This is a genomic window from Psychrobacter sp. CX5 (genome assembly GCF_057621535.2).
Genome location: NZ_CM177735.1, coordinates 2,742,486 through 2,766,808, shown reverse-complemented (window position 1 = coordinate 2,766,808; position 24,323 = coordinate 2,742,486). Strand labels below are relative to the sequence as shown.

Annotated in this window: 21 protein-coding genes; 9 read left to right on the top strand and 12 right to left on the bottom strand. The window is 39.3% G+C overall.

Going from position 1 to position 24,323, the window contains the following annotated elements:
• The first annotated feature begins 796 nt into the window (after positions 1-796).
• From AC21OG_RS10730 to cysE, 5 genes are all read left to right on the top strand, one after another.
• Positions 797-1,489: a hydrolase gene (locus tag AC21OG_RS10730; protein ID WP_486547100.1), complete on the top strand. Its 693-nt coding sequence runs from the start codon at positions 797-799 to the stop codon at positions 1,487-1,489.
• Between the two features lie 186 nt (positions 1,490-1,675).
• Positions 1,676-1,906: a DUF1427 family protein gene (locus AC21OG_RS10725; protein ID WP_486547101.1), complete on the top strand. Its 231-nt coding sequence runs from the start codon at positions 1,676-1,678 to the stop codon at positions 1,904-1,906.
• Between the two features lie 56 nt (positions 1,907-1,962).
• Positions 1,963-3,855 carry an amidohydrolase gene (locus AC21OG_RS10720; protein ID WP_487376621.1) on the top strand — a complete coding sequence of 631 codons (1,893 nt, stop codon included), beginning with the start codon at positions 1,963-1,965 and terminating at the stop codon, positions 3,853-3,855.
• A gap of 326 nt (positions 3,856-4,181) precedes the next feature.
• A complete protein-coding gene (locus AC21OG_RS10715; protein ID WP_487376619.1) occupies positions 4,182-5,159 on the top strand; it encodes an RNA methyltransferase in 978 nt (325 codons plus the stop codon).
• A 131-nt stretch (positions 5,160-5,290) separates the two neighbouring features.
• The gene (gene cysE, locus AC21OG_RS10710) at positions 5,291-6,205 is read left to right on the top strand and encodes a serine O-acetyltransferase (protein WP_487376617.1); all 915 of its coding nucleotides are present in this window, start codon (positions 5,291-5,293) and stop codon (positions 6,203-6,205) included.
• A gap of 1 nt (position 6,206) precedes the next feature.
• On the opposite strand, the gene AC21OG_RS10705 is transcribed toward cysE, so the two are convergent.
• The 6 genes from AC21OG_RS10705 to pheA form a co-directional block, all read right to left on the bottom strand.
• Positions 6,207-6,878, bottom strand: coding sequence for a hypothetical protein (locus tag AC21OG_RS10705; RefSeq protein WP_487376615.1), 672 nt, complete (start codon positions 6,876-6,878; stop codon positions 6,207-6,209).
• A gap of 39 nt (positions 6,879-6,917) precedes the next feature.
• Positions 6,918-7,280, bottom strand: a complete 363-nt coding sequence (gene folB / locus AC21OG_RS10700) for a dihydroneopterin aldolase (RefSeq protein ID WP_487376613.1) — start codon at positions 7,278-7,280, stop codon at positions 6,918-6,920.
• 76 nt (positions 7,281-7,356) lie between these two features.
• Entirely contained in the window at positions 7,357-8,316 is a 960-nt protein-coding gene (rarD, locus tag AC21OG_RS10695) for an EamA family transporter RarD (RefSeq protein ID WP_487376611.1), read from the bottom strand.
• A 321-nt stretch (positions 8,317-8,637) separates the two neighbouring features.
• Positions 8,638-10,935: a bifunctional prephenate dehydrogenase/3-phosphoshikimate 1-carboxyvinyltransferase gene (locus AC21OG_RS10690; RefSeq protein ID WP_487376609.1), complete on the bottom strand. Its 2,298-nt coding sequence runs from the start codon at positions 10,933-10,935 to the stop codon at positions 8,638-8,640.
• A gap of 196 nt (positions 10,936-11,131) precedes the next feature.
• On the bottom strand, positions 11,132-12,235 hold the full coding sequence (gene hisC, locus AC21OG_RS10685) for a histidinol-phosphate transaminase (protein WP_487376607.1): 1,104 nt from the start codon (positions 12,233-12,235) through the stop codon (positions 11,132-11,134).
• 72 nt (positions 12,236-12,307) lie between these two features.
• A complete protein-coding gene (gene pheA / locus AC21OG_RS10680) occupies positions 12,308-13,402 on the bottom strand; it encodes a prephenate dehydratase (protein ID WP_486547240.1) in 1,095 nt (364 codons plus the stop codon).
• Between the two features lie 482 nt (positions 13,403-13,884).
• Between pheA and AC21OG_RS10675 the strand changes: the two genes are divergently transcribed.
• Positions 13,885-14,832: a transaldolase gene (locus AC21OG_RS10675; protein WP_487376605.1), complete on the top strand. Its 948-nt coding sequence runs from the start codon at positions 13,885-13,887 to the stop codon at positions 14,830-14,832.
• A 184-nt stretch (positions 14,833-15,016) separates the two neighbouring features.
• On the opposite strand, the gene AC21OG_RS10670 is transcribed toward AC21OG_RS10675, so the two are convergent.
• Entirely contained in the window at positions 15,017-15,523 is a 507-nt protein-coding gene (locus AC21OG_RS10670) for an adenine phosphoribosyltransferase (RefSeq protein ID WP_486547242.1), read from the bottom strand.
• A gap of 574 nt (positions 15,524-16,097) precedes the next feature.
• Here AC21OG_RS10670 and AC21OG_RS10665 point away from each other — a divergent pair.
• The 3 genes from AC21OG_RS10665 (at position 16,098) to AC21OG_RS10655 (ending at position 18,722) form a co-directional block, all read left to right on the top strand.
• Positions 16,098-16,262 (top strand): rubredoxin, encoded by a 165-nt coding sequence (locus tag AC21OG_RS10665; protein WP_486547110.1) that lies wholly within the window; start codon positions 16,098-16,100, stop codon positions 16,260-16,262.
• A gap of 123 nt (positions 16,263-16,385) precedes the next feature.
• Positions 16,386-17,345, top strand: coding sequence for an alpha/beta fold hydrolase (locus AC21OG_RS10660; RefSeq protein WP_487376603.1), 960 nt, complete (start codon positions 16,386-16,388; stop codon positions 17,343-17,345).
• A gap of 378 nt (positions 17,346-17,723) precedes the next feature.
• Positions 17,724-18,722: an alpha/beta fold hydrolase gene (locus tag AC21OG_RS10655; RefSeq protein ID WP_486547112.1), complete on the top strand. Its 999-nt coding sequence runs from the start codon at positions 17,724-17,726 to the stop codon at positions 18,720-18,722.
• Between the two features lie 253 nt (positions 18,723-18,975).
• On the opposite strand, the gene AC21OG_RS10650 is transcribed toward AC21OG_RS10655, so the two are convergent.
• The 5 genes from AC21OG_RS10650 to glmM form a co-directional block, all read right to left on the bottom strand.
• Positions 18,976-19,380, bottom strand: a complete 405-nt coding sequence (locus tag AC21OG_RS10650) for a DUF4377 domain-containing protein (RefSeq protein WP_486547113.1) — start codon at positions 19,378-19,380, stop codon at positions 18,976-18,978.
• Between the two features lie 374 nt (positions 19,381-19,754).
• Positions 19,755-20,996 carry a bifunctional glutamate N-acetyltransferase/amino-acid acetyltransferase ArgJ gene (argJ, locus tag AC21OG_RS10645; protein ID WP_487376600.1) on the bottom strand — a complete coding sequence of 414 codons (1,242 nt, stop codon included), beginning with the start codon at positions 20,994-20,996 and terminating at the stop codon, positions 19,755-19,757.
• 215 nt (positions 20,997-21,211) lie between these two features.
• A complete protein-coding gene (gene xthA, locus AC21OG_RS10640) occupies positions 21,212-22,027 on the bottom strand; it encodes an exodeoxyribonuclease III (protein WP_486547115.1) in 816 nt (271 codons plus the stop codon).
• A 118-nt stretch (positions 22,028-22,145) separates the two neighbouring features.
• On the bottom strand, positions 22,146-22,805 hold the full coding sequence (gene pdxH, locus AC21OG_RS10635; RefSeq protein WP_487376598.1) for a pyridoxamine 5'-phosphate oxidase: 660 nt from the start codon (positions 22,803-22,805) through the stop codon (positions 22,146-22,148).
• A gap of 72 nt (positions 22,806-22,877) precedes the next feature.
• Positions 22,878-24,236 (bottom strand): phosphoglucosamine mutase, encoded by a 1,359-nt coding sequence (gene glmM, locus AC21OG_RS10630; protein WP_487376596.1) that lies wholly within the window; start codon positions 24,234-24,236, stop codon positions 22,878-22,880.
• Positions 24,237-24,323: the final 87 nt, after the last annotated feature.

Here is a 24,323-nt window from a genome sequence, read left to right as displayed (position 1 = left end):
GACTGCTTTAATACCTTGAATAATAAATAAGGCGTAAACACTTTACGGTGTTTAGGCCTTTTTTATTGATGTTTTATCTTATTTCAGTGCGATACTATCTTTTTAACTTCTAAAATAATCTAACAAAATAATAAGATGACGCTAAATTAAAACCGAAATTAAAAGCGAAATTAGATGAGAGATTTAACGATATATTTTTAAATAATATTTAAATCTGATTTAATTTATATTAAATAATTAAGTTTTGATATAGCTATTTATTTTGATGTTTTAAAAACTAATTAAACTCGCTAAATAATTTATTATTGGTATTCTTAACACCTTATGTTTAAAGATAATCTAAGTTTATACCTATAAGCATTTCTAAATAATTTATTGTAAATATTTTAGTTATTGGCAATTCAAACGACGTAAAATCTTGAGGTTATTTATAATTATACGATAATATTTTCACCTAATACACCATCTTTTCATTCGTTTAATATCTTCTCTAAACCCTTATAAAATAGGGATTTACATTGTACTACGACTGTAAATAGACACTTGTTTGAATAATTTAATACGACTATAATAATTCGCATCGGCGCTTTACTTCATCCTTAATCTTAACGTTAGGGATAAAATGAAGTGTCCAGATAAGTTAAGCTATCCTTCACGTTATTGATATTCAGATAGCTTATGCTAGTTACCCCCTTTATTAATATAATTCGATTATCATTATTGTTGGGTTAACTGGCTTTTCAAAAAAATAAATTAATATAAGTGAATAACTTATAATTACAAAGGAAATTTTAAAATGTCTACTAAATTAGAACTACTAACTCCAGAAAACAGTCAACTGATTTTTATTGATCAACAACCTCAAATGGCGTTTGGCGTACAGTCTATTGACCGTCAAGTGCTTAAAAATAATGTCATTGGGTTAGCTAAAGCGGCTAAAGCTTTTAATATTCCAACCACTATTACTACCGTTGAAACTGCCAGCTTCTCTGGTCATACTTTACCTGAATTATTAGCAGTACATCCTGAAAACAATCTTCTTGAGCGTTCTTCAATGAACTCTTGGGATGATCAAAACGTTCGTGATGCGTTAGCTGAAAATGCTAAAAATGGTCGTAAGAAGGTCGTCGTATCTGGTCTATGGACTGAAGTTTGTAACTTATCTTTCGCATTATCATGTCTGCAAGATACTGATTACGAAATTTATATGGTAGCGGATGCTTCTGGCGGTACGACTGCCGAAGCACATCAATGGGCTATGGAGCGTATGATCCAAGTCGGTGTTATCCCTGTAACATGGCAACAGGTTATGCTGGAATGGCAACGCGATTGGGCTAACAAAGCCACTTATGATGCCGTAATGGATATCGTTCGTGAGCATTCAGGTGCTTATGGTATGGGTGTCGATTATGCTTATACTATGGTACATAAAGCACCTGCTCGCTTTGCTGCTGCCGGTAGCGTGGGTCCAAATCCAGCTGCTAAATAATGGTTAATTATGTTATTGGTAGCAATTTAACCAACAGTTTAATGAAAGATTAACGGGTTATTTCTCGTTAACTACTAAATCATTAGCTGCTTAAATGAGGGGTTAATCAAAATGAGATATTTATATTATTTATTAATATTCTCTGCTTGATTAATCCCTTTTTTTGTTTAAACCATTAGAGTATAAATGATGAGAATTTATATTGCGTCTTTAATTGTGGGTATTTTGGTCGGAGTGATTTATCACTTTGTCAATGTACGATCCCCTGCTCCACCTACCTGGGCGTTGGTTGGATTACTCGGTATGCTCATTGGCGAGCAAGCCATACCTTTTGCCAAACAACATTTTTTTAATACCTCGGCCGAAGTTCAACAAGTCAATCCACCAGCTAGTACTGATACATCATCTGATAACTAAGCTTAATTTTAAAAGTAGTGATGACATTCTACCCATAACAACAATAGGATAATAATATGAAAAACCCAGATATTATTTATTACAACGGAAATATAACTACACTCGATACGAATAACCCCACAGCAACGGCTGTGGCTATCAAAGAGGGACGTTTTATCAAGGTTGGCAATGATTCTGAAGTACTAGACTTAGCCGGCGATAATACGAAATCAATAAACTTAAAAGGCCGCAGTGTCATTCCTGGATTATTCGACAACCACACTCATGTTATCCGTGGCGGTCTAAACTACAATATGGAACTGCGCTGGGATGGGGTTCGTTCTTTAGCAGATGCGATGGCTATGCTCAAGCAGCAAGTAGACAATACGCCAGCGCCACAATGGGTACGTGTCGTAGGCGGATTCACTGAGCATCAATTTGCTGAAAAACGTTTACCGACCATTGATGAAATTAATAAAGTTGCACCAGATACTCCTGTCTTTATTTTACACCTTTATGATCGTGCTTTATTAAATGCAGCAGCTCTGCGCGCAGTCGGATATACCAAAGATACGCCTGAGCCTCCTGGAGGTGAAATACAGCGCGATGTGAACGGCAACCCCACTGGTTTGCTGCTCGCTAAACCCAATGCATCTATTCTTTATGCGACGCTTGCCAAAGGACCAAAATTACCCTTTGACTATCAACTAAACTCAACCCGTCATTTCATGCGTGAGCTTAATCGTTTGGGTGTGACCGGTATTATTGACGCTGGGGGTGGTTCTCAAAACTTCCCAGATGATTATGAAGTAGTGCAGAAGCTTCATGATGAAGATCAATTAACGGTACGCATGGCATACAATCTGTTCACTCAGAAGCCAAATGAGGAAAAAGAAGATTTCTTAAATTGGACAGCCACCACTACTTACAAACAAGGTGATGATTATTTCCGCCACAATGGTGCCGGTGAGATGTTGGTATTCTCTGCCGCTGACTTTGAAGATTTCCGTCAGCCACGTCCAGAAATGCCTGCGAATATGGAAGAGGATCTTGAAGAAGTCATCCGTATTCTTGCTCAAAATAAATGGCCTTGGCGACTCCATGCAACCTATGATGAGACCATTGAGCGCGCCCTCAATGTGTACGAAAAGGTCAGCAAGGACATTCCTTTTGAAGGTTTAAATTGGTTCTTTGACCATGCGGAAACCATTTCTCAACGCAATATAGATCGTATTGCAGCGTTAGGCGGTGGTATTGCGGTACAGCATCGTATGGCGTATCAAGGTGAATATTTTGCTGAGCGTTATGGTACTGCTGCGGCGTCAAACACGCCACCTATCAAGCAAATGCTGGACAGTGGTGTCAATGTGTCAGCCGGTACAGATGCGACGCGGGTTGCCTCCTATAACCCTTGGGTGTCATTAAATTGGTTAATCAATGGTCAAACAGTCGGTGGTATGAAGCTATATGATCAAGATAACACGCTTGATCGCGAAACAGCACTGCGTATGTGGACTGAAAAAGTAGCCTGGTTTACCAATGAAGTTGGCAAACGTGGACGTATTGAAGAAGGCCACTTAGCAGACTTCATCGTACCTAACAAAGACTTTTTTAAAGTGCCCGATGAAGAAATCCCATACTTGACCTCAGACCTCACTGTGGTTGGTGGTAAGCCGGTCTATGGTGCTGGCGAGTTTAAAGACTTCGACACTCCACTTCCACCGGCTATGCCAGATTGGTCACCTGTCAATCAGTACGGTGGCTACGCAGCTTGGGCTGATCCTGAAGATGCTGGTAAAAATTCGTTGGCGCCTATGCAAAATCAAGCCGTCATGGCATCTTCATGTGGTTGCTCGAGTGCTTGTGCTCTACATGGACATAATCATGCGAAGGCTTGGGCATCAAAAGCGCCAGTGTCAAATCTTAAAGACTTCTTTGGTGCATTCGGATGCTCTTGCTGGGCCGTATAAGTAGGTATATCTTAAATTAATTAAATTTCATGCTTTTTTGAAACCGTTGAGCGTCATGCTTAGCGGTTTTTTGCTGTTCAGACTTATCTTATATAATATTATTGGCTGTGTTTTTCGCTTTAACTAGCTTTCTACAACCTATTAAGATAGGTTATTCGGATGTTAAAAAATTTAACGCATAGATTTTAATCGTTTTTATCTTTAAACTTGATCATCTTAACACCTTAATATCTCCAAAAATATTCCTATTAAGCACCGTTAAGCTTAGATCTCTATTATTCTGGCAGTAAATCCTTTAATATAATTCGCTGACTATCGGAAATACAATGACGCACCCGACGACTGACAAACAAGATCAAGACCACGCCCTTATTACTAAAAGTCATAATAACGTCTCATGTCTACCTTCACTGTTAGAGAGCATCCGTATTGTGATGGTAAATACCACCTTACCTGCTAATATTGGTTCAGCTGCTCGTGCCATGCTCACAATGGGCTTAAAAGATTTGGTGGTGGTCGATCCAAAACATCCCATCGATGATGAGAGTGTTGCACATGCCGCAGGCGCACAGAGTGTGTTGGAAAATTGTCGTATTGTTGAGAATTTAGATGAGGCCATTAGCGACTGTCAGTTAGTGTTTGCTGCCAGTAGCCGTCAACGTTACATACCACGCCCTGTGGTCACGCCGACACAAGCAGCGCAGCTTATAACACGCTTTACTGATTCCTATAATACGGTGGATTCTAAAGGTTCTGACCTTAACCAATCGATGAAGGTTGCCCTCTTATTTGGCCGAGAAGATCGCGGATTGACTAATGATGAATTAGCACTGGCCGATTATCATATTCAAATTGATGCCAACCCAGAGTACCCTGTGTTAAACGTAGCGTCAGCCGTTCAAGTAATAGCCGCTTTCTTTTATAGTCATTTTGTCAAATATGATCAACAGCTTATGAGTAGTAATGACGCATCGTTTCAACCGCTAACAGAAAAGGCGACTGTTAACACATCTATGACTGATAATACTAGTAACGATAGGACAACCAATCCACTAGACTCTAAGGTTGATATCATTTTACGTCAAGTATGGGACTCGCCAGCCATTACTCATGGACAAAAGCTTAGTTTACAATCCCGAATATTAGACTTAATGTATGAACTTGAGTTAATTGAAAGTACTGATACTACCACCTTAAGATCGTTACCAAATCGCCTTTCAAGGCTACTATCTAGATTGCAACTAGATACAAAAGAGTTTGAGCTATTAAATTCAATTATTGCTAAAGTAAACCGTAGAATTTAGAATGTTAGAATTTAGAGTACAATTAGGTTAAATAATTTTTTGATTGTCAATAATATGTTATTTCTAACCCTATTACTTGGGGCAGAAATAGCCCTATTGAGTACAACTATTATTAATTACAAGATAACATTATGAGATTACTTAAAGCCCTACGCCACGCCAAAGCCTCATTACAAGAAGACATTGCCGCAGTCTTTAATCGGGACCCTGCCGCCCGAAATAGTGTTGAGGTTTTATTAACTTATCCGGGTATTCACGCATTACTATTACATCGTGGTGCACATTATTTATGGAATAAAGACTTTAAATTTAGTGCACGTGCTATCTCTTACGGCTCTCGTATGATTACAGGCATTGAAATCCACCCTGCTGCTCAAATAGGCCGACGATTTTTTATAGATCATGGTATGGGCGTTGTCATTGGTGAAACGGCTAAGATTGGGGATGATGTAACGTTATATCATGGCGTGACTCTTGGTGGCGTCTCTTTGGGCAATGGCAAACGTCACCCTACCCTAGAGGATGGTGTGATTGTCGGGGCAGGAGCTAAAGTCTTAGGCCCCTTTACCGTCGGTAAAAATGCTAAAATTGGATCAAATGCGGTGGTCGTCAAGGAAGTCCCAGCTGAAGCTACTATGGTAGGTAGTGCAGCAAGAATGATTTCACAAAGTACGCAACCTGCTAACCAAAAGTCTGATACGTCTTTAGATGAAGCGCAAGCTAATAAGAACCAAAGCCTTGATCAAGGTTCGGATAAAACTTCTATCGACTCATCTCTTACTAACATTGACACTCAGTCTATTAATGCAACTCTAAGTAAAGAACAAAGAAGGATTACGGAAAGACTAGACTTTAGTGCGTATGGATTAAATCCAGACTCTGAAGATCCTGTCGCAGAAGCTTTTGCTAAAATACTCAATCATATTCAGCAATCTGAAACACGAATTAGTGAGCTTCAAGATGCCATAATCAAGCTTGATCCAAGTTTTAAGCCAAAGGACTGTCATATTATCAATGCGGATGAATTTGATATGATCAATAAATAGATTAGTCGAAACAACCTTGATTGATTAGTTCATTTATCCCTACCCATTCATGTGCTTTGAATGGGTAGCGTTCTCTAATAGCGACCATCCCCTCCTCAGCTTTGATAGCCAGCACATCGATATCAATAATAACTTGTCGATTTTGCGTATGCTGTTTAACACTTTTTAACTCTTTACTAAAATATTGCTGCACCCGCGACTCTATGCGTTTGGTGAGCATTACGACTTCATCTAAATATAAGTCAGCTACTTTATTGTTACTATCAAGGGTGAAGTAACCACATTGATTTGTATAGTCAGGTTTAGGGTTTGACACTGTGGCGGTATAATCTGGGTTAATAAATTCGGTAGACCACCGAATATTTCCATACTCAGATTGGAGAATCTCTCTCGTTAAGGCTAGAGCCTGCGGAGCATTCAAATTGCTGCCAAGCGCTATTAAAACGCCGATCGCGTTGCTACTTTCAAGTTGATTGAGCGGCTTAATAGCGTTAAAAATTGACTCACAAGGTGCGTTTGACATTGTTTGATAAGGTGAGCTAAGAGATATTTGTTGTGCATTATTTTTTAGTTGGTTAAATATACTCTGCTTACCTTCGCTTAGGCTATTTTTATTAACATTATTTCTCTTTCTCTTTTGCTCACTCATCGCGTCTTGGCTGATACTATCCATCAATAGGACTTCCCGTGGATGATAACTTGGTTTTATGGATTATTTAGTGCTACGTACGATTTGTACAGCGACAGCATCTGCTTCTTTAATAGCCGTCGGTTTAGCCACACATACCTCAACCTCATGGGTGTTATATTTACTTAGTAACCCCTGTGCAATAATTTCTGCCAGTTTCTCAACCAGTAATGCCTTGGTATCTTTGCACCATAAGGTTATATCATCACACACTTCTTTGTAATTGATAGCATCTTCAATATTATCACTCGCAGCGGCAGCACTAATATCTGTTTTCATTGTGACATCAATCACTAAAGACTGTTCAATCGCTCGCTCCCAGTCAAACACCCCTATTACCGCGTCAACCTTAAGACCCCTTATTTTTACTTCATCAGCTTGTTTCATAGGTTCCTACTTCATTCGTTCATTTATTTAATATTTTTTTGACAGCCTTTAAGGGATACTATTTAATCCAATATCATTATCTTTGTTCGGATTCAAGATTTTTGAGTAATTTGCTAGGACGATTGCGCCATAGATCTATACTAAATATCACCAAACCAATCCAAATTAACCCAAATATCATTAATCGTTTAGTATCAAAAGGTTCATGGTAATAAAACACTGCTAACAAAAAGATGATGGTAGGCGTCAGGTAGTTCATAAAGCTTAAGATACTAAAAGCAACCATCTTCGTCGACTTATTAAACAGTAGTAAAGGTACTAATGTCACTGGTCCTGCTAACATTAAAAACCATATGTCACTACTAAACCAAAAAGATAGGGAAGAGCTTGCAACATCTGACGTCATAAACCACCAAATACATAGGGGAACTAATAAGGCTGTTTCTAAAAACAAAGCATCTAACGCTTTTAAGGGTGTTCGTCTTTGCATGACGCCATACACACTAAAAGATCCTGCAAGCACTAGCGATACCCAAGGTAGTTTACCTAACATAATAACCTGAATAATCACCGAAGATATGGCAAAACCGACAGCAATCCACTGCAAAGGACGCAATCTTTCTTGCAGCAATACTAACGATAGCAAAATACCAATAAGGGGACTAATAAAATAACCGAGACTCGCCTCTAAGATTTGATTGGCATTGACTGCCCATACATAGGTTAGCCAGTTTAAGGCAATAATAAGACCCGACACAAGGGTGATACCTATTATTTTAGGGTTCGACTTTAGAGTCTCAATCCACTGCCATTGTTTTTTGATGGTCAAAACCACTATAAGACAAACAAAGGTCCAAATGATACGATGACCTATAATTTCAACCGCATTATAGTGACCTAATTGCTTAAAATAAAATGGGAAGTTGCCCCATATCAAAAATGCAGCTAACGCCGTAATGATACCTTGGCTGGTAGTCTGAATGACAGTAGATTTAGGTTTTTCTGGCGTGCTATTAGTCGGTGTAGCGAGTGACATATTAAACATCCAATAACGAGAGCGTGTTCTCTATAAAGCTTGATATGCTTGAGAGACGACTGGATCTTAAGAAAATAGTAGTATGTTCATGCTCAGTAACAGCATAACCCTTTACGTATCCTAAAAACAACTGATGGCTTAAATATAGCTAGAGTTCCAAATAAAAAAGGAAAGCCACCCTAATACTGGATGGCCTTTATTACTTTAAAATCGTTATTTAATTAGGGTCTGTTGAACATTCCTTGCTTGTTAGGAAACCATTTAAAAAAACTCAAACTGGTTGTCTATTTGGTTGTCTACTGATGAAAGATTAAATCTGTATTAAACATTTCTGGTTGCGATATTCATTCCTATCTTATTCGCTAATTCTGCAAAGCCTGGAAAGCTGGTGCTGACCGTTTCCACACCATGAATAGTAATGGTATCACTTGCCCTTAAACTTGCAATAGCAAAGCTCATGGCAATACGGTGATCATGGTGAGAAGATATCTCACCTCCGCCAAATACCTCATGATCCGTATCAGACCCTTTGCCTTCAATGATAATACCATCTTCCGTTACCGTACAGTCAATACCGAGTTGAGTCAGCCCTTCAGCCATGACGGCAATACGGTCAGACTCCTTAACCCGCAGCTCTTTTGCTCCCGTCAGCACCGTCTGACCACTCGCACAGCTTGCGGCTACAAATAATACTGGAAACTCATCTATTGCTAAGGGTACTAATGCTTCTGGGATAGTTATGCCTTTAAGTTGTGCAGATCTTATTGTAATATCGGCGACAGGCTCACCACCGACAAATGTCTCATTACTTATCGATATATCAGCATTCATCAACTTTAGAATATCAATAACACCAGTGCGCGTAGGGTTCATACCTACTTTGGTAATAGTAATCTCGCTGTCTCTAGCAATAGAGCCTGCCACCATAAAGAAGGCAGCAGACGATATATCCGCTGGGACTGCAATATCGCAAGCGCTTAATTGGCCTCCGCCTTCCACGCTTATTTTGTTACCGTCCACGATAACAGGATACCCAAATGCGGTAAGCATACGCTCAGTATGATCTCGGCTAATTTCCGGCTGAATAACGGTGGTTGTACCCTCAGCCCAAAGCCCTGCAAGTAACAAACATGACTTAACTTGTGCTGATGCGATTGGCATCTCATAAGAGATACCTTTAAGCTTACTTCCTTGCTTGTCACTACCGGTAATACTAATGGGAGCCGTTCCGCGCTCACCCGTGGTTTGTATCATCGCCCCCATCTGTCTTAAAGGATTTGCGACACGCTCCATCGGACGTTTGGATAAGCTGGCATCTCCGGTTAGCACACTATCAAACTTTTGTGCAGCAAGTATACCTGACAATAGGCGCATGGTAGTTCCAGAGTTGCCCATATACAAAGGTGTACGACTCGCTTTTAAACCATGGATACCGACTCCATGAATCGTCACTTCACCATTTTCAGGGCCTTCAATGGTTACGCCCATGTCTCTAAATGCTTGTAGGGTCGCTAAAGCATCCTCACCTTCCAAGAAGCCACTGACTCTCGTCACCCCTTGAGCCAAGCTACCAAACATAATACTTCGATGTGAGATAGACTTATCACCCGGCACGGTTATACTGCCATTAATAGTGCTACTTGGGGTAATAATAAAGGTACTAGAGCCGTGGGTTGATGTCGCCATATCATTATCCGAATTAGAGGAGTCTGTTAATTTTTTAGTATAAGGGGTACTGGTCAGCATATGACCAAAATGCTTCCTAGCTGATTGGGCTCTACCTAGCAGCCCGAGAAGTTGGGTTGAATCATCATTGTCAATTAACCGTCTTAAATTCGCTAAGTACTCACTATATTCATCCAACGCATGTAGTAAAGCAGGTTTGTTAGCGATAAAGATATCATGCCACATTACTGGGTCACTAGCAGCGATACGGGTAAAGTCTCTAAACCCGCCAGCTGCATAGCGAAAGATATCCATATTGTCATCATGACTGGCTAATTGATCCACTAGATTGAATGCTAATAAGTGCGGAAGGTGACTGGTGTAAGCCAACACGGCATCGTGATGGGCGACATCCATTTTCATAATAGTCGCACCCACACCTTGCCATAATTCGCTTATTTTAGAGATGGCAGAGGGTGCAGTAGACTTCAAGTCACATATAATCACACTGTGATTAACAAATAAATCACTACGCCTTGCATGAAATCCTGAGTTTTCGGCACCAGCGATCGGATGAGCAGGCACCAATCCAGTAGGTAGATCAATAAAGACAGATGCAGCGGCATCTACTACATTTTGTTTGGTGCTACAAACGTCACTGATGATACAGTTAGTGCTTATTAAACCCCGCTGCATAGATTGTTCTATATCTGCTAAGGCCACTTCTACAGCCTTAACGGGTATCGCAATAATGATACAGTCACTGCCCGCTACCACAGACTCAAGCTTAGTATCGCCCGCATCGATGACATTCGCTTCTATAGCTGCTTTCAAACTAGGTTCGTGTTTATCGACAGCCACCAGTTTCTTTGATATTTGTCTATCTTTTATTGCTTGAGCTAGGCTTGCGCCAATTAGGCCGAGACCAATAATACAAACCTGATCAAACAACATAGTCAATTAACCTATCTTACTTTATATGAATATAAAAAATATATGAGTATAAAAAATGTGAATACAATTATAGTTGAGAAATTCATTCTTGAGTCTTTCAAAAGTCTATAAACCTTGATAGCCTTTTATACTCTTTGAGAACCATGGAATAAAGAACACTAATTCAAGAATAAAATCTAATTATCCAGCTTTAGTATTAAAGTGACTCAAGGGTGTCACGTAAGGTATCAATAAGACGCGTATTGTCCTCCGGCGTTCCCACCGTAATACGCAGCCACTCATCTAGTCCATACCCTGATAAAGGACGCACAATAATACCTTGCTTAAGAAGGGCCTCATTGATACCCTCTGCATCGCCCACATTAACCATGACAAAGTTCGCATGTGACTTAACAAAGCCTAATCCCAATGCATCAAATTGTTTGCATAGCCAACGCATCTGACCTTCATTTAGCTTATGCACTTTTGCGATGAAGTCTTGATCATCAAGAGCAGCAATGGCAGCAGACTGGGCCAATAAGCTCACATTAAAGGGTTGTCTCACTCTATTTAGCATATCAGCCACATCTGGATGGCTTAGAGCATAGCCCACCCGTAGCCCTGCTAAACCATAAGCTTTTGAAAAAGTTCGAACAATTATGACATTATTGAAGTGATCAATTAAGTCGCGATTATTACTTTCAGGGCTATATTCCACATAGGCTTCATCTAGTACCACCAGTACATCATCAGGAACTTGCTCAATGAAGTGTCGTATCTCTTCGCGCGTCAACAAAGTCCCTGTTGGATTATTTGGATTGGCAATAAATACCAAGCGCGTATTTGGGGTATTTTGCACCGCAGTCAACATAGCATCTAAATCATGACCATAGCGCTTTGCAGGCACTTCTACACCCGATGCACCCAAGATTTTTGCCAACATAGAATAGACGATAAATGCGTATTCACTATACACAATAGCATCTTCACTATTCACAAAAGTACGGGCTATGATATCTAATAAATCATTAGATCCATTACCTAAGGTAATCTGATTGATATTTGTATCGGTAAACCCTGCAATGGCTTGCTTAAGCTCATACCCATATCCATCAGGATAACGTGCTAGCTGCGTTAGCTGTTGTGTAATCGCTAAGGTGACATAAGGCGAGCAACCAAGCGGGTTTTCATTGCTGGCAAGCTTCAAAACATCATTAACCTCATACTCACGCTTGAGCTCCTCAACTGATTTACCAACTTTGTAAGCTTGCAGACCTAAAATACTGTCATAGGCAGGGATTAAAAATGTTTTTTGACTCATAAGGTTACCTTATAATTAACGGTCAGTTGACCTAGTCTCTTAGCATGACAAATTCAGGGGATGATTATGGATTTAGATGACTGCTTGCGGGTAAGAACCTAAGATACGAACGTCACGAACCATCGGTCTAATTTCATCAATAGCGGCGCGAACATTGTCGTCATTAATATGGCCTTCCATATCGATAAAGAACACATACGCCCACTTATTCGGACGCTCTGGACGAGTTTCGATACTGGTCATCGAGACACCATGTTTTGATAGTGGCTTAAGAATTTCTATAAGCGCGCCCGCTTTATTATGAGCGGAGACCAATATGGAGGTTTTATCATGACCTGATGGGGCGATATCTTCATGACCAATGATCAAAAAGCGAGTGGTATTACCAGGATTGTCTTCGATATTTTCATGCAACTTATGTAGACCATATTCAGCAACCGCTACATCACCTGCTATGGCAGCAGAATGCCATTCGTTTTTAAGACGACGCGCCGCCTCTCCGTTACTTGAAACTTGAACGCGCTCTACATTAGGATAATTAACATCTAACCAATGACGGCATTGTGCCAGGGATTGCTGATGTGAGTATATTCGGCTTAAGCTGTCAATTTTAGTATGCTCTGCCACTAAGAAGTTTTGATGAATTGGTAACTCAACTTCGCCAATAATTTTTAAGGTCGATGATAAGAACCCATCTAAGGTATGATTGACCACGCCTTCAGAAGAGTTTTCAACAGGTACCACACCATACATGGCAGAGCCTGACTCTACTTCTCGAAAGACATCGGTAATGGTAGTCAATGGCACTGTGGTAGACGCTTTACCAAAGTGTTTCAGCGCTGCTGCATGGGTAAATGTGCCCACCGGGCCTAAAAAAGCAATCTTTTGCGGTGCTTCTAAGTCTAGACATACCGACATAATTTCGCGAAACAACCGTGCCATTTTTTCGTCACTAATGGGACTGTCTGACGCTTGATTGCGTTTCATAATATTTTTTAACACCTGAGCTTCCCGCTCTGGACGATAAAAAATAGGGTTAGACTCAACTTCTTGAGAGTGTTCTTTCTTAATAGATCCTACTTGTTGAGCAATCTTGGCACGGTTACTGATCAACTGCAGTATTTCACCGTCTACCTGATCTATTTTTTGACGCAATTCATTAAGCATGTCTTCTGGTACTGCGTGGTTTTCAGTTGTTTTTTTATCGTTGTTTGTCGACGAAGTCATAAAAAAGCCTATAGGTCATGTTATAATTATTTAAACCATTTAAGGTCATAAATTTGACTGTTTTGTAACTATAAATATTTCAAGCTTGATTATAGTCGTTATTTGTCTTTAGATACAGCGATGACTAATATTCTTCAGCACAAGCCTTGCTTATTTTGCTAACTGCTTTAAATGTTAGTAACCCCTTAAACTTTACTAGCCACTTTAAATTTTACTAGCCATTTTCAAGTTTCATTTTTTTCTACTCTTTCGTTCATAATAAAACAACTATATCAAACTTAAGCCCTGTTAAGATAGCGGCGTTAAATTTCTAAAACATTTTATAATCCGTTTTATGAATGATTATATTGTAAACTAATCCAACTAAAATTAACCAATGTTCTTGACGTTTTAATCCCATTAATATTATTTAGGAATATATGATGAGTGCCTTATCACAATTACAAACCATGACGACCATTGTTGCTGATACTGGTGATTTAAGTGCTATTGCTCGCCTAAAGCCAGTAGATGCCACAACCAACCCTAGCCTTATTACCAAAGCACTTACCCATCCAGATAAACAAGCGATGCTCTCTGACACCCTAAATCGCTTTTCGGATCAGGGCGACACTATGATTGATAAAGTCATCGATGCGCTTACTATTCAGGTAGGTTGTGATATTTTACAGCTTATCGAAGGTCGAGTGTCTACTGAGGTTGATGCTCGACTATCTTATGATACCGATGCAACTATTGCTAAAGCCCACGAGTTTATGGAAGCTTACGAGCGAGCTGGCGTTAATAAAGACCGTATATTAATCAAGATTGCCGCCACTTGGCAAGGCATCAAAGCGGCAGAACAGTTAGAGAAAGAAGGAATTCACTGTAATTTAACTTTGATATTTGGTCAGCATCAAGCGGTAGCATGTGCTGATGCTGGTGTGACCTTAATCTCTCCCTTTGTCGGCCGTATTTTAGACTGGCAAAAGCGTGAACAAAATCGTCAAATCATACCCGTGAGTGATGATATGGGCGTACAATCTGTAAAACGCACCTACCAATACTACAAGCAACATGGTTATGATACACAGGTTATGGGCGCAAGCTTTAGAAGCGTTGATCAAATATTAGCACTAGCAGGCTGTGACCTATTGACCATATCCCCAGAATTATTAGATGATTTAGCCACTTTAGATGCCTCTGTGACGCGTGTCTTATCCCCTGATATGATAAGTGATACCATGCCAAAAGTCAGTCTATCAGCCGATGAGTTCAATAGCGCTTATGAGCAAGACAGCATCACTCAGCACCTTTTACCAAAAGGAATTGATGGATTTATTAGCGCCCGTGATGAGCTGGCGAAAGCGCTTCAGAAACTGAGCAAATAGAAAATAAATGATAGGGTTAGTCAATTTTTATATAGCCCCATAAACAACCTATCTATTACAACCAGACTTTATTAAAAAACTCTACGTGAAAACGTAGAGTTTTTATTGCGCTGATACCGTTTAATACCTTCTTAGAGTATTATCATTTAAGATAAATTATTTCTTAGATTTGGTATATAAAGGCTTAACCCTCAAGTACGCTATAGACGGGAACGGGGAAAGCATCATGTAACTCAACTAGATCTAGTAACACCAGAACCCCAAAAACGTCATGACCCGCTTCACGACACAAATGGTAAGCGGTCTTTAAGGTACCTCCAGTTGCTAAGATATCATCGACTAATAATACCTTTTTTGAAGACATGCCATCTTGAATTTCAAGCGTATCACTGCCGTACTCTAAAGCATAAGATTTATTAGCCACCGGCGGCGGTAATTTGCCGGGCTTACGTAATAACATCATCCCTTTGCCAAGACGACCTGCTAATAAGCTGGCAAATATAAACCCACGTGCCTCGATAGCCACTAGGCAATCTACATCATCTAACATCCCTGTTGGCAATGCCCCTAACATAGCATCAATCACATCATTGATATGATTGAGCAGTAAAGGGGTGATATCATAAAAATCTATACCAGGTTTTGGAAAGTTAGGGACTGTTCGAATGGCATCCCAAAGTTTGGCTTTCATAAGCTGTTGTTGAGCGGAGTTTTGATTTCCAAAGCCTGTCGGATCTTTAGGAATATTGGTTTGATTATTCGATTGATTATTCGATTGATTATTCGATTGATTATTCGATTGATTATTTGCTTGAGTATTTGCTTGATTGTTTGAAAGATTTTCTGAAGGTTCAGTCATGACGTTTTCCGCTACAAATGAGTGTTTTGGACCGTGCTAATTCTAACACAGTCTGATTAGCAACTGAGCTGCATTTATAGGTATGCGTCAATTATTAAGTAACCGTATTCACCTCGGTAAGCCTACACTAGTCATTTTTTATATTCGGTTGACCTAAATCGCTACCAGTCTATGGTTATACTACCTACTCGAACCTTCTTTTTTACAAATTTATTATCGTCAAGTTCTCGCTAAGTATCTGTAATAATCGAAAACGACAATTTAGTACCTGTTAAAAGCCTTGTTTGCTATAATCGAAATTCTTTATTTTAAAGAGCTTTCAATTTTTTGAAATTTTAGCTTTCTATTTATTGAAATTTAATGAGCTCATAATAACTTATAACTTATTTATATTAGAGATGATACGATGAAGAAATGGGAATGTATTATTTGTGGTTGGGTATATGATGAGGCGTTGGGCTGTCCTGAAGAAGGTATCGCTCCAGGAACCAAATGGGAAGATATCCCAGATGATTGGACGTGTCCTGAATGCGGTGTGGGTAAGTTAGACTTTGAAATGCTTGAAATATAGCGTCTCATTAGTGATATTAACTGTTTAGCTAAACTAATTATCTTAAGCTTCAGTATTTAAATTTCAGTAGTTAAGGTTCAGTATTATTACCTATGATTATCATTTAAAGGATTGATATCAATAATGCCAATAACTAAACTCGAACCTGAATGGTATCCTTCTCCTCTCTCAGATTTTATGAAACAGGCAATGATAGAAGTATCTGAGGAAATTGAGTTGTGCGTTGAAGTAGGTGGAAATCCAAATAATCCACCTTTATTATTAATAATGGGACTTGGTTCGCAACTGATATTTTGGCCTGATTCCTTTTTAAAACGGCTTATTGAAGCAGGCTTCTATGTCATTCGTTATGACAATCGAGATATTGGTCTTTCGACAAAGATTAAACGCAAGGATCTACCACCAGTAAATACCTTGTCTGCCATGTTCAAGCTTCAGTTCGGATTGGATAATTCTAAGACACCCGTGCCCTATCTATTAACTGATATGGCCGATGATGCCGTTTATTTAATTCATGCATTAGGTCTACGACAAGTGCATGTGCTTGGAGCGTCAATGGGCGGTATCATTGCTCAAATATTAGCGGCAAAGCATCCCCATTTAGTCAATCGCTTGGCCCTAATTTTCTCAACCAATAACAAGCCTTTTTTAAGCCCGCCTCGTCCGAAACAGCTTTATACCCTTATCAAACGTCCTCAAAGTGGTGAAGAGGAAGACATGGTTGATCATGGTAAGTGGTTTATCAAAACAGTAGGATCTCAAGGGCACATTGATGAGGAATTAGTGGCGAATCTAGCACGATTAAGATACCACCGCTGCTTTTACCCACGCGGATCATTGCAGCAACTGACCGCTATACTGATGACAGGCTCTGTTCAAGACTATAGCAAACACGTCAAAGCCCCAACCTTAGTGATGCACGGCAGTGAGGATGGTCTTTTGCCTCCCTCGCATGGTAAAAATGTCGCTAAAGACATCCCTAATGCCCACTTTAAACTTGTGAAAGGTATGGCGCATGATATTCCAGAATATTTTCAGCCCTACATCGTAGCTCAGTTAAAAAACCATATGCTTGCTATCTAATTTAGAATAAGGCATGTTAGATTGAACTTACATCATCGAATCATGAATGCCTCATCATGAACGCCTCATAATAGTAAGCTCGGTATGATCATTTATTATATACGCTTGTCACTTCATACAATCGTAATCACTTTGATATATCCTACCCTTTAGTCATCGAATAATTTTTAGTCAAAGAAGTCTGAAATGGTTACAAGGCAACCGAGTGCAAGTAGCAAGTAATACGAGAGCAGGCTTAACGAGGTCAACACTGTAACCATTAAGTAATTCACTGACTATAAATGCATAATACTCCTATTCAAATCGTTATCTGTAATACATTAATCCTTATCTTTTATTCTGTCTTTAGTTAATGACTAAGCTCTAGGTCTTTATTTTATGCCTAAAACCAATTCAATTTATGACATTAAAACCAAACCGTCAAAATATGCGGAATTTATGCAAGTTCATAAGATTAGGACGCCAAAATATAAGTTTTATCTAGAACGGGGTGGTAACGAAGGGGATCCGATCATCTTATTGATTATGGGTCTAGGTGCTCAATCCTTAGTATGGTCAAATGTTTTTTGCAAACGCTTGATTGAATCTGGCTTTCAAGTGATTCGATTTGATAATAGAGACATCGGCAAATCTAGTAAGCTTAAGCATAAAAATAAACTGACTAAAGAATATCAAAGTGCTGCTAAGAAATTAAAACTATTATCAAAGTTTAAGTTGGGTCTTCCTTTGAGCATAGATGATAAGAGCATCCCCTATACGCTGTTTGACATGAGCGAGGATGTGAATCAGCTTCTCAATGCGCTTGAAATTGAACATTGTCATGTCTTAGGAATGTCAATGGGCGGTATGATTGCGCAAATTTTAGCCTCGCAATACCCACATAGAATTACCAAGTTAGGGCTACTTGCTACTAGCAATAATAAACCTTTTCTTCCACCACCTAAGCTGGATGCTATCAGAGCGTTGACTAAGCCGCTCCCAGACGACAAAGATCCTAAAAAGATTATATATGATAATGTTGACATGCAGAGAGTCATTGGTTCGCCAGACTTGTTTGATGAACGCCTCGCTTTAAAGAAGGCAAAACTATTGTATAAGCGCCGTTTTTATCCTAAAGGGGTGTCACGTCAATTATTGGCTGTTTTAGCGACCGGATCATTAGTAGATATAGACAAGCTTATCAAACAACCCACCTTAATAGTGCACGGTGAAAATGATAGATTATTGCCCCCTGCTCACGGAAACAGTCTTTCAAAAACCATCCCCCATGCTGACTTTAAATTAATACCCGGTCTAGGACATGATATTCCTTATGCGTTGGCTCGCTACCTTGCAGACTTGTTTGCAGATCACTTTAAAAATGAAAGCGACAATTAGTGCCTAAAAAGTCTCTTATAGCAAATTAAGAACCGTCAAAGTAATACAAATAAAACGCTCAAAATAGTTGGATCAGTGATTCAAACTAAGTCTAACAAGGATAGAGTATTTTATAGAGAGGCATGAGTTCAAAACCATGAGTTATAAAAAAGCACCCTAATATTTAGAGTGCCTTTTCATAAAATATTTTGATATCGTTAAGTGGATAAATAATAAATTACCACATCATAAGCTTAGAAAATTTAAGATTAAATTAAAGTTTTTCAGAAGTTTTAGAGATAACGTCGTTTAAAATCCATACAGGTCTAACCACACCATCCGTTTCATCTTTAACAGCTTCTTGGCGGATATCTAATAAGTAACGGTATCCTGGCTCAAAGGTAAAACCTTGGATGTCACCAGAAAGTGTATTGAAGTTTTTCTGGAATGGCTGACGATACTGTAAACATTCACTTTGAACCACAGAACCATCAGTAGCAGTTAAGTTACACACTGCTTTATTAGGATCAACTTCGATTTTAATGCTAGGGATATCAATAACCTTAACCACTTTGGCTTCACCATCGACCACCATAGCACGCTCGTCGTCATATTGAGTGGTCGTACAACCAGCTAAAGCAACCGTTGCAAGTAAAACAGATGATAATAAATATTTCATAAATAACCCCTTAGATAATTGAAAATAGAACAACTAGAAATTGAAAATAATTGCGAATCATAAAAATAAAACAACACACCAATATAAATCTATTTCGATAAAAAAGATTTATAGCTAGAAACTAACTTATTACTAATAGCTTAAAACTAATAACTTAAAATTAAATGAAAAACAAATATTATAAATCACAACTTGTTATATCAAAGTTAATTATAAAGACAACTTTACATTGCTATCTATATTCAATTTGTAATCTTCAGTTACAGAAGTCAGTTAATAAACACTATTTGTTAATTAGCTGTACAAACATTACAAAAGCCATTTTTTTATGACCTAACTATAATTAACCAAATTAGTGCAAACTACAGTCAACTTTAACTTCGATAATCGGCATTGATGCTGACATAGTCATGAGATAAGTCACACGTGTAGACCGTATCACTCGCTTCACCCAGGCCTAAATCAATCTCAATGGTGATTTCAGGCCGACTCATCACCTCTTGCCCTTGCGCTTCCGTATAACTTGGGTCTAGTTGTCCTCGGGTACAAATGGCAACATCATCAAGTTTCACACTGACTTGGTTAGCATCAAGATGTTCAGCACCTGAGTAACCCACCGCTGCAACAATACGACCCCAGTTTGGATCGCTGGCAAAGAAAGCTGTTTTAACGAGTGGTGAATGAGCAACAGCGTAGGCCACATCGCAACAATCCTGAGTCGTTTTACCCCCAGTAACTTTCACCGTAATAAATTTAGTCGCCCCTTCCCCATCACGCACAATTAACGTTGCTAAACGCAAAAAGACGTCTTCAAGCGCTTCATAAAGCTTTTCAAAGTGAGGATGGTCTTTAGAGTCTATCAACTCTGAGTTTGAGGTTCCTGTTGCTACTAAAACACAGCAATCATTGGTTGACGTATCACCATCTACGGTAATGCGATTAAAGGATCGATCTGTTAACTCGCCCAATATTTGTTGTAACAAGGATTGCGAAACAGGAGCATCAGTAGCCACAAAGCCTAACATGGTAGCCATATTAGGCCGAATCATACCGGCACCTTTTGAAATACCAGTAATAGAATAGCTCGTCTGAGCATCAACTTTAACCTGCGTACTGGCTACCTTAGGTATAGTATCAGTCGTACGAATGGCATTGGCAGCTGGCAACCAGTTATCGGGCTTTAATTGACTTAAACAGGATTCTAGCCCTTTAATGATTGCGTCACTATTGATAGCTTCCCCAATGACGCCGGTTGAAAAAGGCAGTACCTGATTGGTATCTACCCCCGTTTTATCAGCCAATGCAGTACAGGTTTCCAATGCACGGCTGTACCCTTCTGTACCGGTTGCCGCATTGGCATTTCCCGTATTAATTAATAGAAAACGAGGAGACTTGCTTTGATCATTGAGCTGATTTAGATGCTCACGAACCAATAATACAGGTGCTGCACAACATTTATTAGTCGTCGTCACACAGCTTACGGTTGCAGTCTCACTTAGACGAAACACAACTAAATCATCTCGGTTTTTATAACGAACACCAGCCGCAGTGATCCCTATATCGATACCTTGAATGTCATAAATAATATCTGGCGGTGCAATATTTCCAACAGGCATATAAATCCTTTGTAAGTATAGTTATTAGTCATACCTTTTCTATAAAACAACTTATCGGTTTAACGCTCGGTTAGGCTCAATGAACCTACTATTAATAGCACTAGCATTCTAGTAGTATTAGCATTTGCCTTCCGCGATTGGTTATTTTCTAGATTGAGTATAAATTGAAAACGGTAATAGTACTTCACTCACCCCTAACAAAACGATAATTAACTTTAAAACTCAAATGAAGCCCAAATCGGCGCATGATCAGACGGCTTTTCCATCGCCCGCAACTCATAACTGATACCAGCATCTATACAGTTATCTTTGATATCTTCAGTGCATAAAATATGATCAATCCTTAACCCCCGTTTTGGATCATCATCGAAGCCACGGCTGCGATAATCAAACCAACTAAACTTCTCATTAGAATCAGGGTAGTGAATTCGATACGTGTCAAATAACTGACGACTCATTACAGCACTATACCATTCACGCTCTTCAGGTAAAAAGGATGTTTTTCCAGTTTTCAACCAGCGCTGAGCATTTTTCTCACCAATACCAATGTCGATATCTTCTGGCGCAATATTCATATCACCCATTATAATAAGCGTCCTTCCTTCTGTCTTCAATGAGTCAATATATTTATTCAAAGATGCATAATAGTCGCGCTTCATTGGGAACTTAATAGCATGATTACGGTTTTCTCCTTGCGGAAAATAACCATTTAACACATCAACTTCTTGCCCTCCAAACTCATATCGTGCATGAATAAATCTCTTTTGAGACTCTTCAACGTCATCAGGAAAGCCTTTTTGAACAAAAATAGGCGCGACTTTTGATAATAAGGCGACACCATAATGCGCTTTTTGACCAAAGTATTCAACATGGTAACCCAGCGATTCGATATTCGCTAAAGGAAACTGTTCATCATGAACTTTGGTCTCCTGTAGACCCATAACATCTGGATCTATAATATCCTTCACCGCTTCTAGCTGATGTTGACGGGCTCTAATTCCATTAATATTAAAACTGACAAAACGGGTCATAAACCTACATATCCTAAATCTTTAAAATGAATTTATCCTGCTAATACTTGTACTTAATATTCTACTTTATTTCGTTAATTAGCAGTTTATATCGTTAATTTGCACGTCATATCGTTCATTAAGGGAGCAATCGTACTACTTGCCAGCCTGCACCAACGACTGAGTTCATATTTTTTTGTTTATAAAGCAGTCGATCGTGTAATCTATTGGGACGCCCCTGCCAAAACTCTATTTCAGAGGCTTTTATTTGATAACCTCCCCAGAAGTCTGGCGTTGGGACCTTTTTACCTTCTGGGTACTGTTGCTTTAATTTAGCAAAGCGTTTATCTAGGACTTCACGGCTTGCTACTTCGCCACTTTGAGGTTGGCTGACCCAAGCACCAATTTGACTCTCATAGGGACGCTTTTGAAAATAATCATCTGTTTTAGCACGATCTATCTTTGCAATAGTACCTCGAACTCTCACTTGTCGCTGCATATCGTGCCAAAAAAATAAACTTTCCGCCTGAGGATTTTCAGCGATATCTTCACCTTTATGACTAAGGTAATTGGTATAAAATACGATACCAAAATCATTCACCTCACGAACCAATACCGTCCGAACAGAGGGCTGCTTATCAGCACCACAAGTTGCCAAGCTTATGGCGTAAGGCTCAGGTACCTTAGACTCTATTGCCTCATTAATCCAACGTTTTAGCAATTCAAAAGGGTTATCAGGTAGCATCTCTTCATACAGAGCCCCTTTTTCATAGGAGACTCTTTGATCGGAAAAATCCATACTCTACTCTCACAAAGTTATATTAAACTAGTTATCGTTATATGGGTCGTTATTAAATGGTTTATATTGACCTTAACCCGCCATGACTTGCTTCACTTTATCCGCAAGCTCATTGGTCAGATTTTCACACTCCGCTTGATCGTCAAGCTCAACCATAACTCGGATTAATGGCTCTGTGCCAGATTTACGAATCAATATTCGACCACGACCTTCAATATTTTTAGAGGCATTATCAAAGGCTTGTGCCAGCTCTGGAAAACTATAAGGGTCTACCATTTTCTCCACCCTCACATTGACTAAATGCTGCGGTAATAAACTAAAGCCTGTCATTAACTGACTCAAGCTCTGCTTCGTTTGCACCATGACTGCTAACACTTGCAGTCCTGCTATGATGGCATCCCCAGTACGGCTTTTGTCCAAACATAAGATATGACCAGAAGGCTCTCCCCCTAATATCCACCCATGTGACTCAAGACCTTGCATCACATAACGATCGCCCACTTTAGCTCTTTCAAAAGTGATATTATTTGATTCGAGAGCTAATTGCAGTCCCATATTACTCATTTGGGTACCTACGACGCCTTCGACTTTGGCTTCCGTCTTAGTCGCTAATATATATAAGATACCGTCACCATCAACCAATTCGCCATTTTCATCGACCATAATAATACGGTCGCCATCACCATCTAAGGCAATACCCACATCGGCTTTATGCTCAAGTACTGATTGTTGTAGAGACTGTGGATGGGTGGATCCGCAGTTATCATTTATATTAATACCGTCAGGCGTATTGTGGATTGCAATAACATTAGCGCCGAGCTCACGTAACACGCGTGGACCCACACTATATCCCGAACCATTTGCACAATCGATGACGATGGTTAGGTCAGTCAAATCAAAGTTGTAGGGAAAACTACCTTTACAAAATTCAATATAGCGCCCTTTTGCATCATTGATACGGAAATGTTTACCTAATAGCGACGGATTATCTTGTTTATAATTTGCATGACCTTCTACCACTCCTTTAAGCTTACTATTGATGGCTTCTTGCATCTCATCACTGAGTTTAGTGCCATCAGCGCCGAAGAACTTAATGCCGTTATCATAAAAGGGATTATGTGATGCTGAAATCACCACGCCAGCATCCGCATGGAAGCTACGGGTCAAATGTGCAATGGCAGGTGTTGGTAACGGGCCTATCATGTGAACGTCGACACCAGCAGAATTAAACCCTGCTTGAAGAGCGGCCTCAAGTACATATCCTGAAAGACGGGTATCTTTACCAATTAGTACACTCGGTTTTTTATTACTGTTTGTATGGTTTTCAACTAATACTTGACCCGTCATATAGCCCAATTTAAGAACAAAATCTGGTGTGATAGGAAACTTTCCAAATAACCCCCTAATACCATCCGTACCAAAATAACTCATAAAAACCTCAAAATATTTAAAATTTAAAAAAGAAAAATTTAAAATAGAAAAATTAAAAAAAATAGGACACTATTACCTATTATTAAT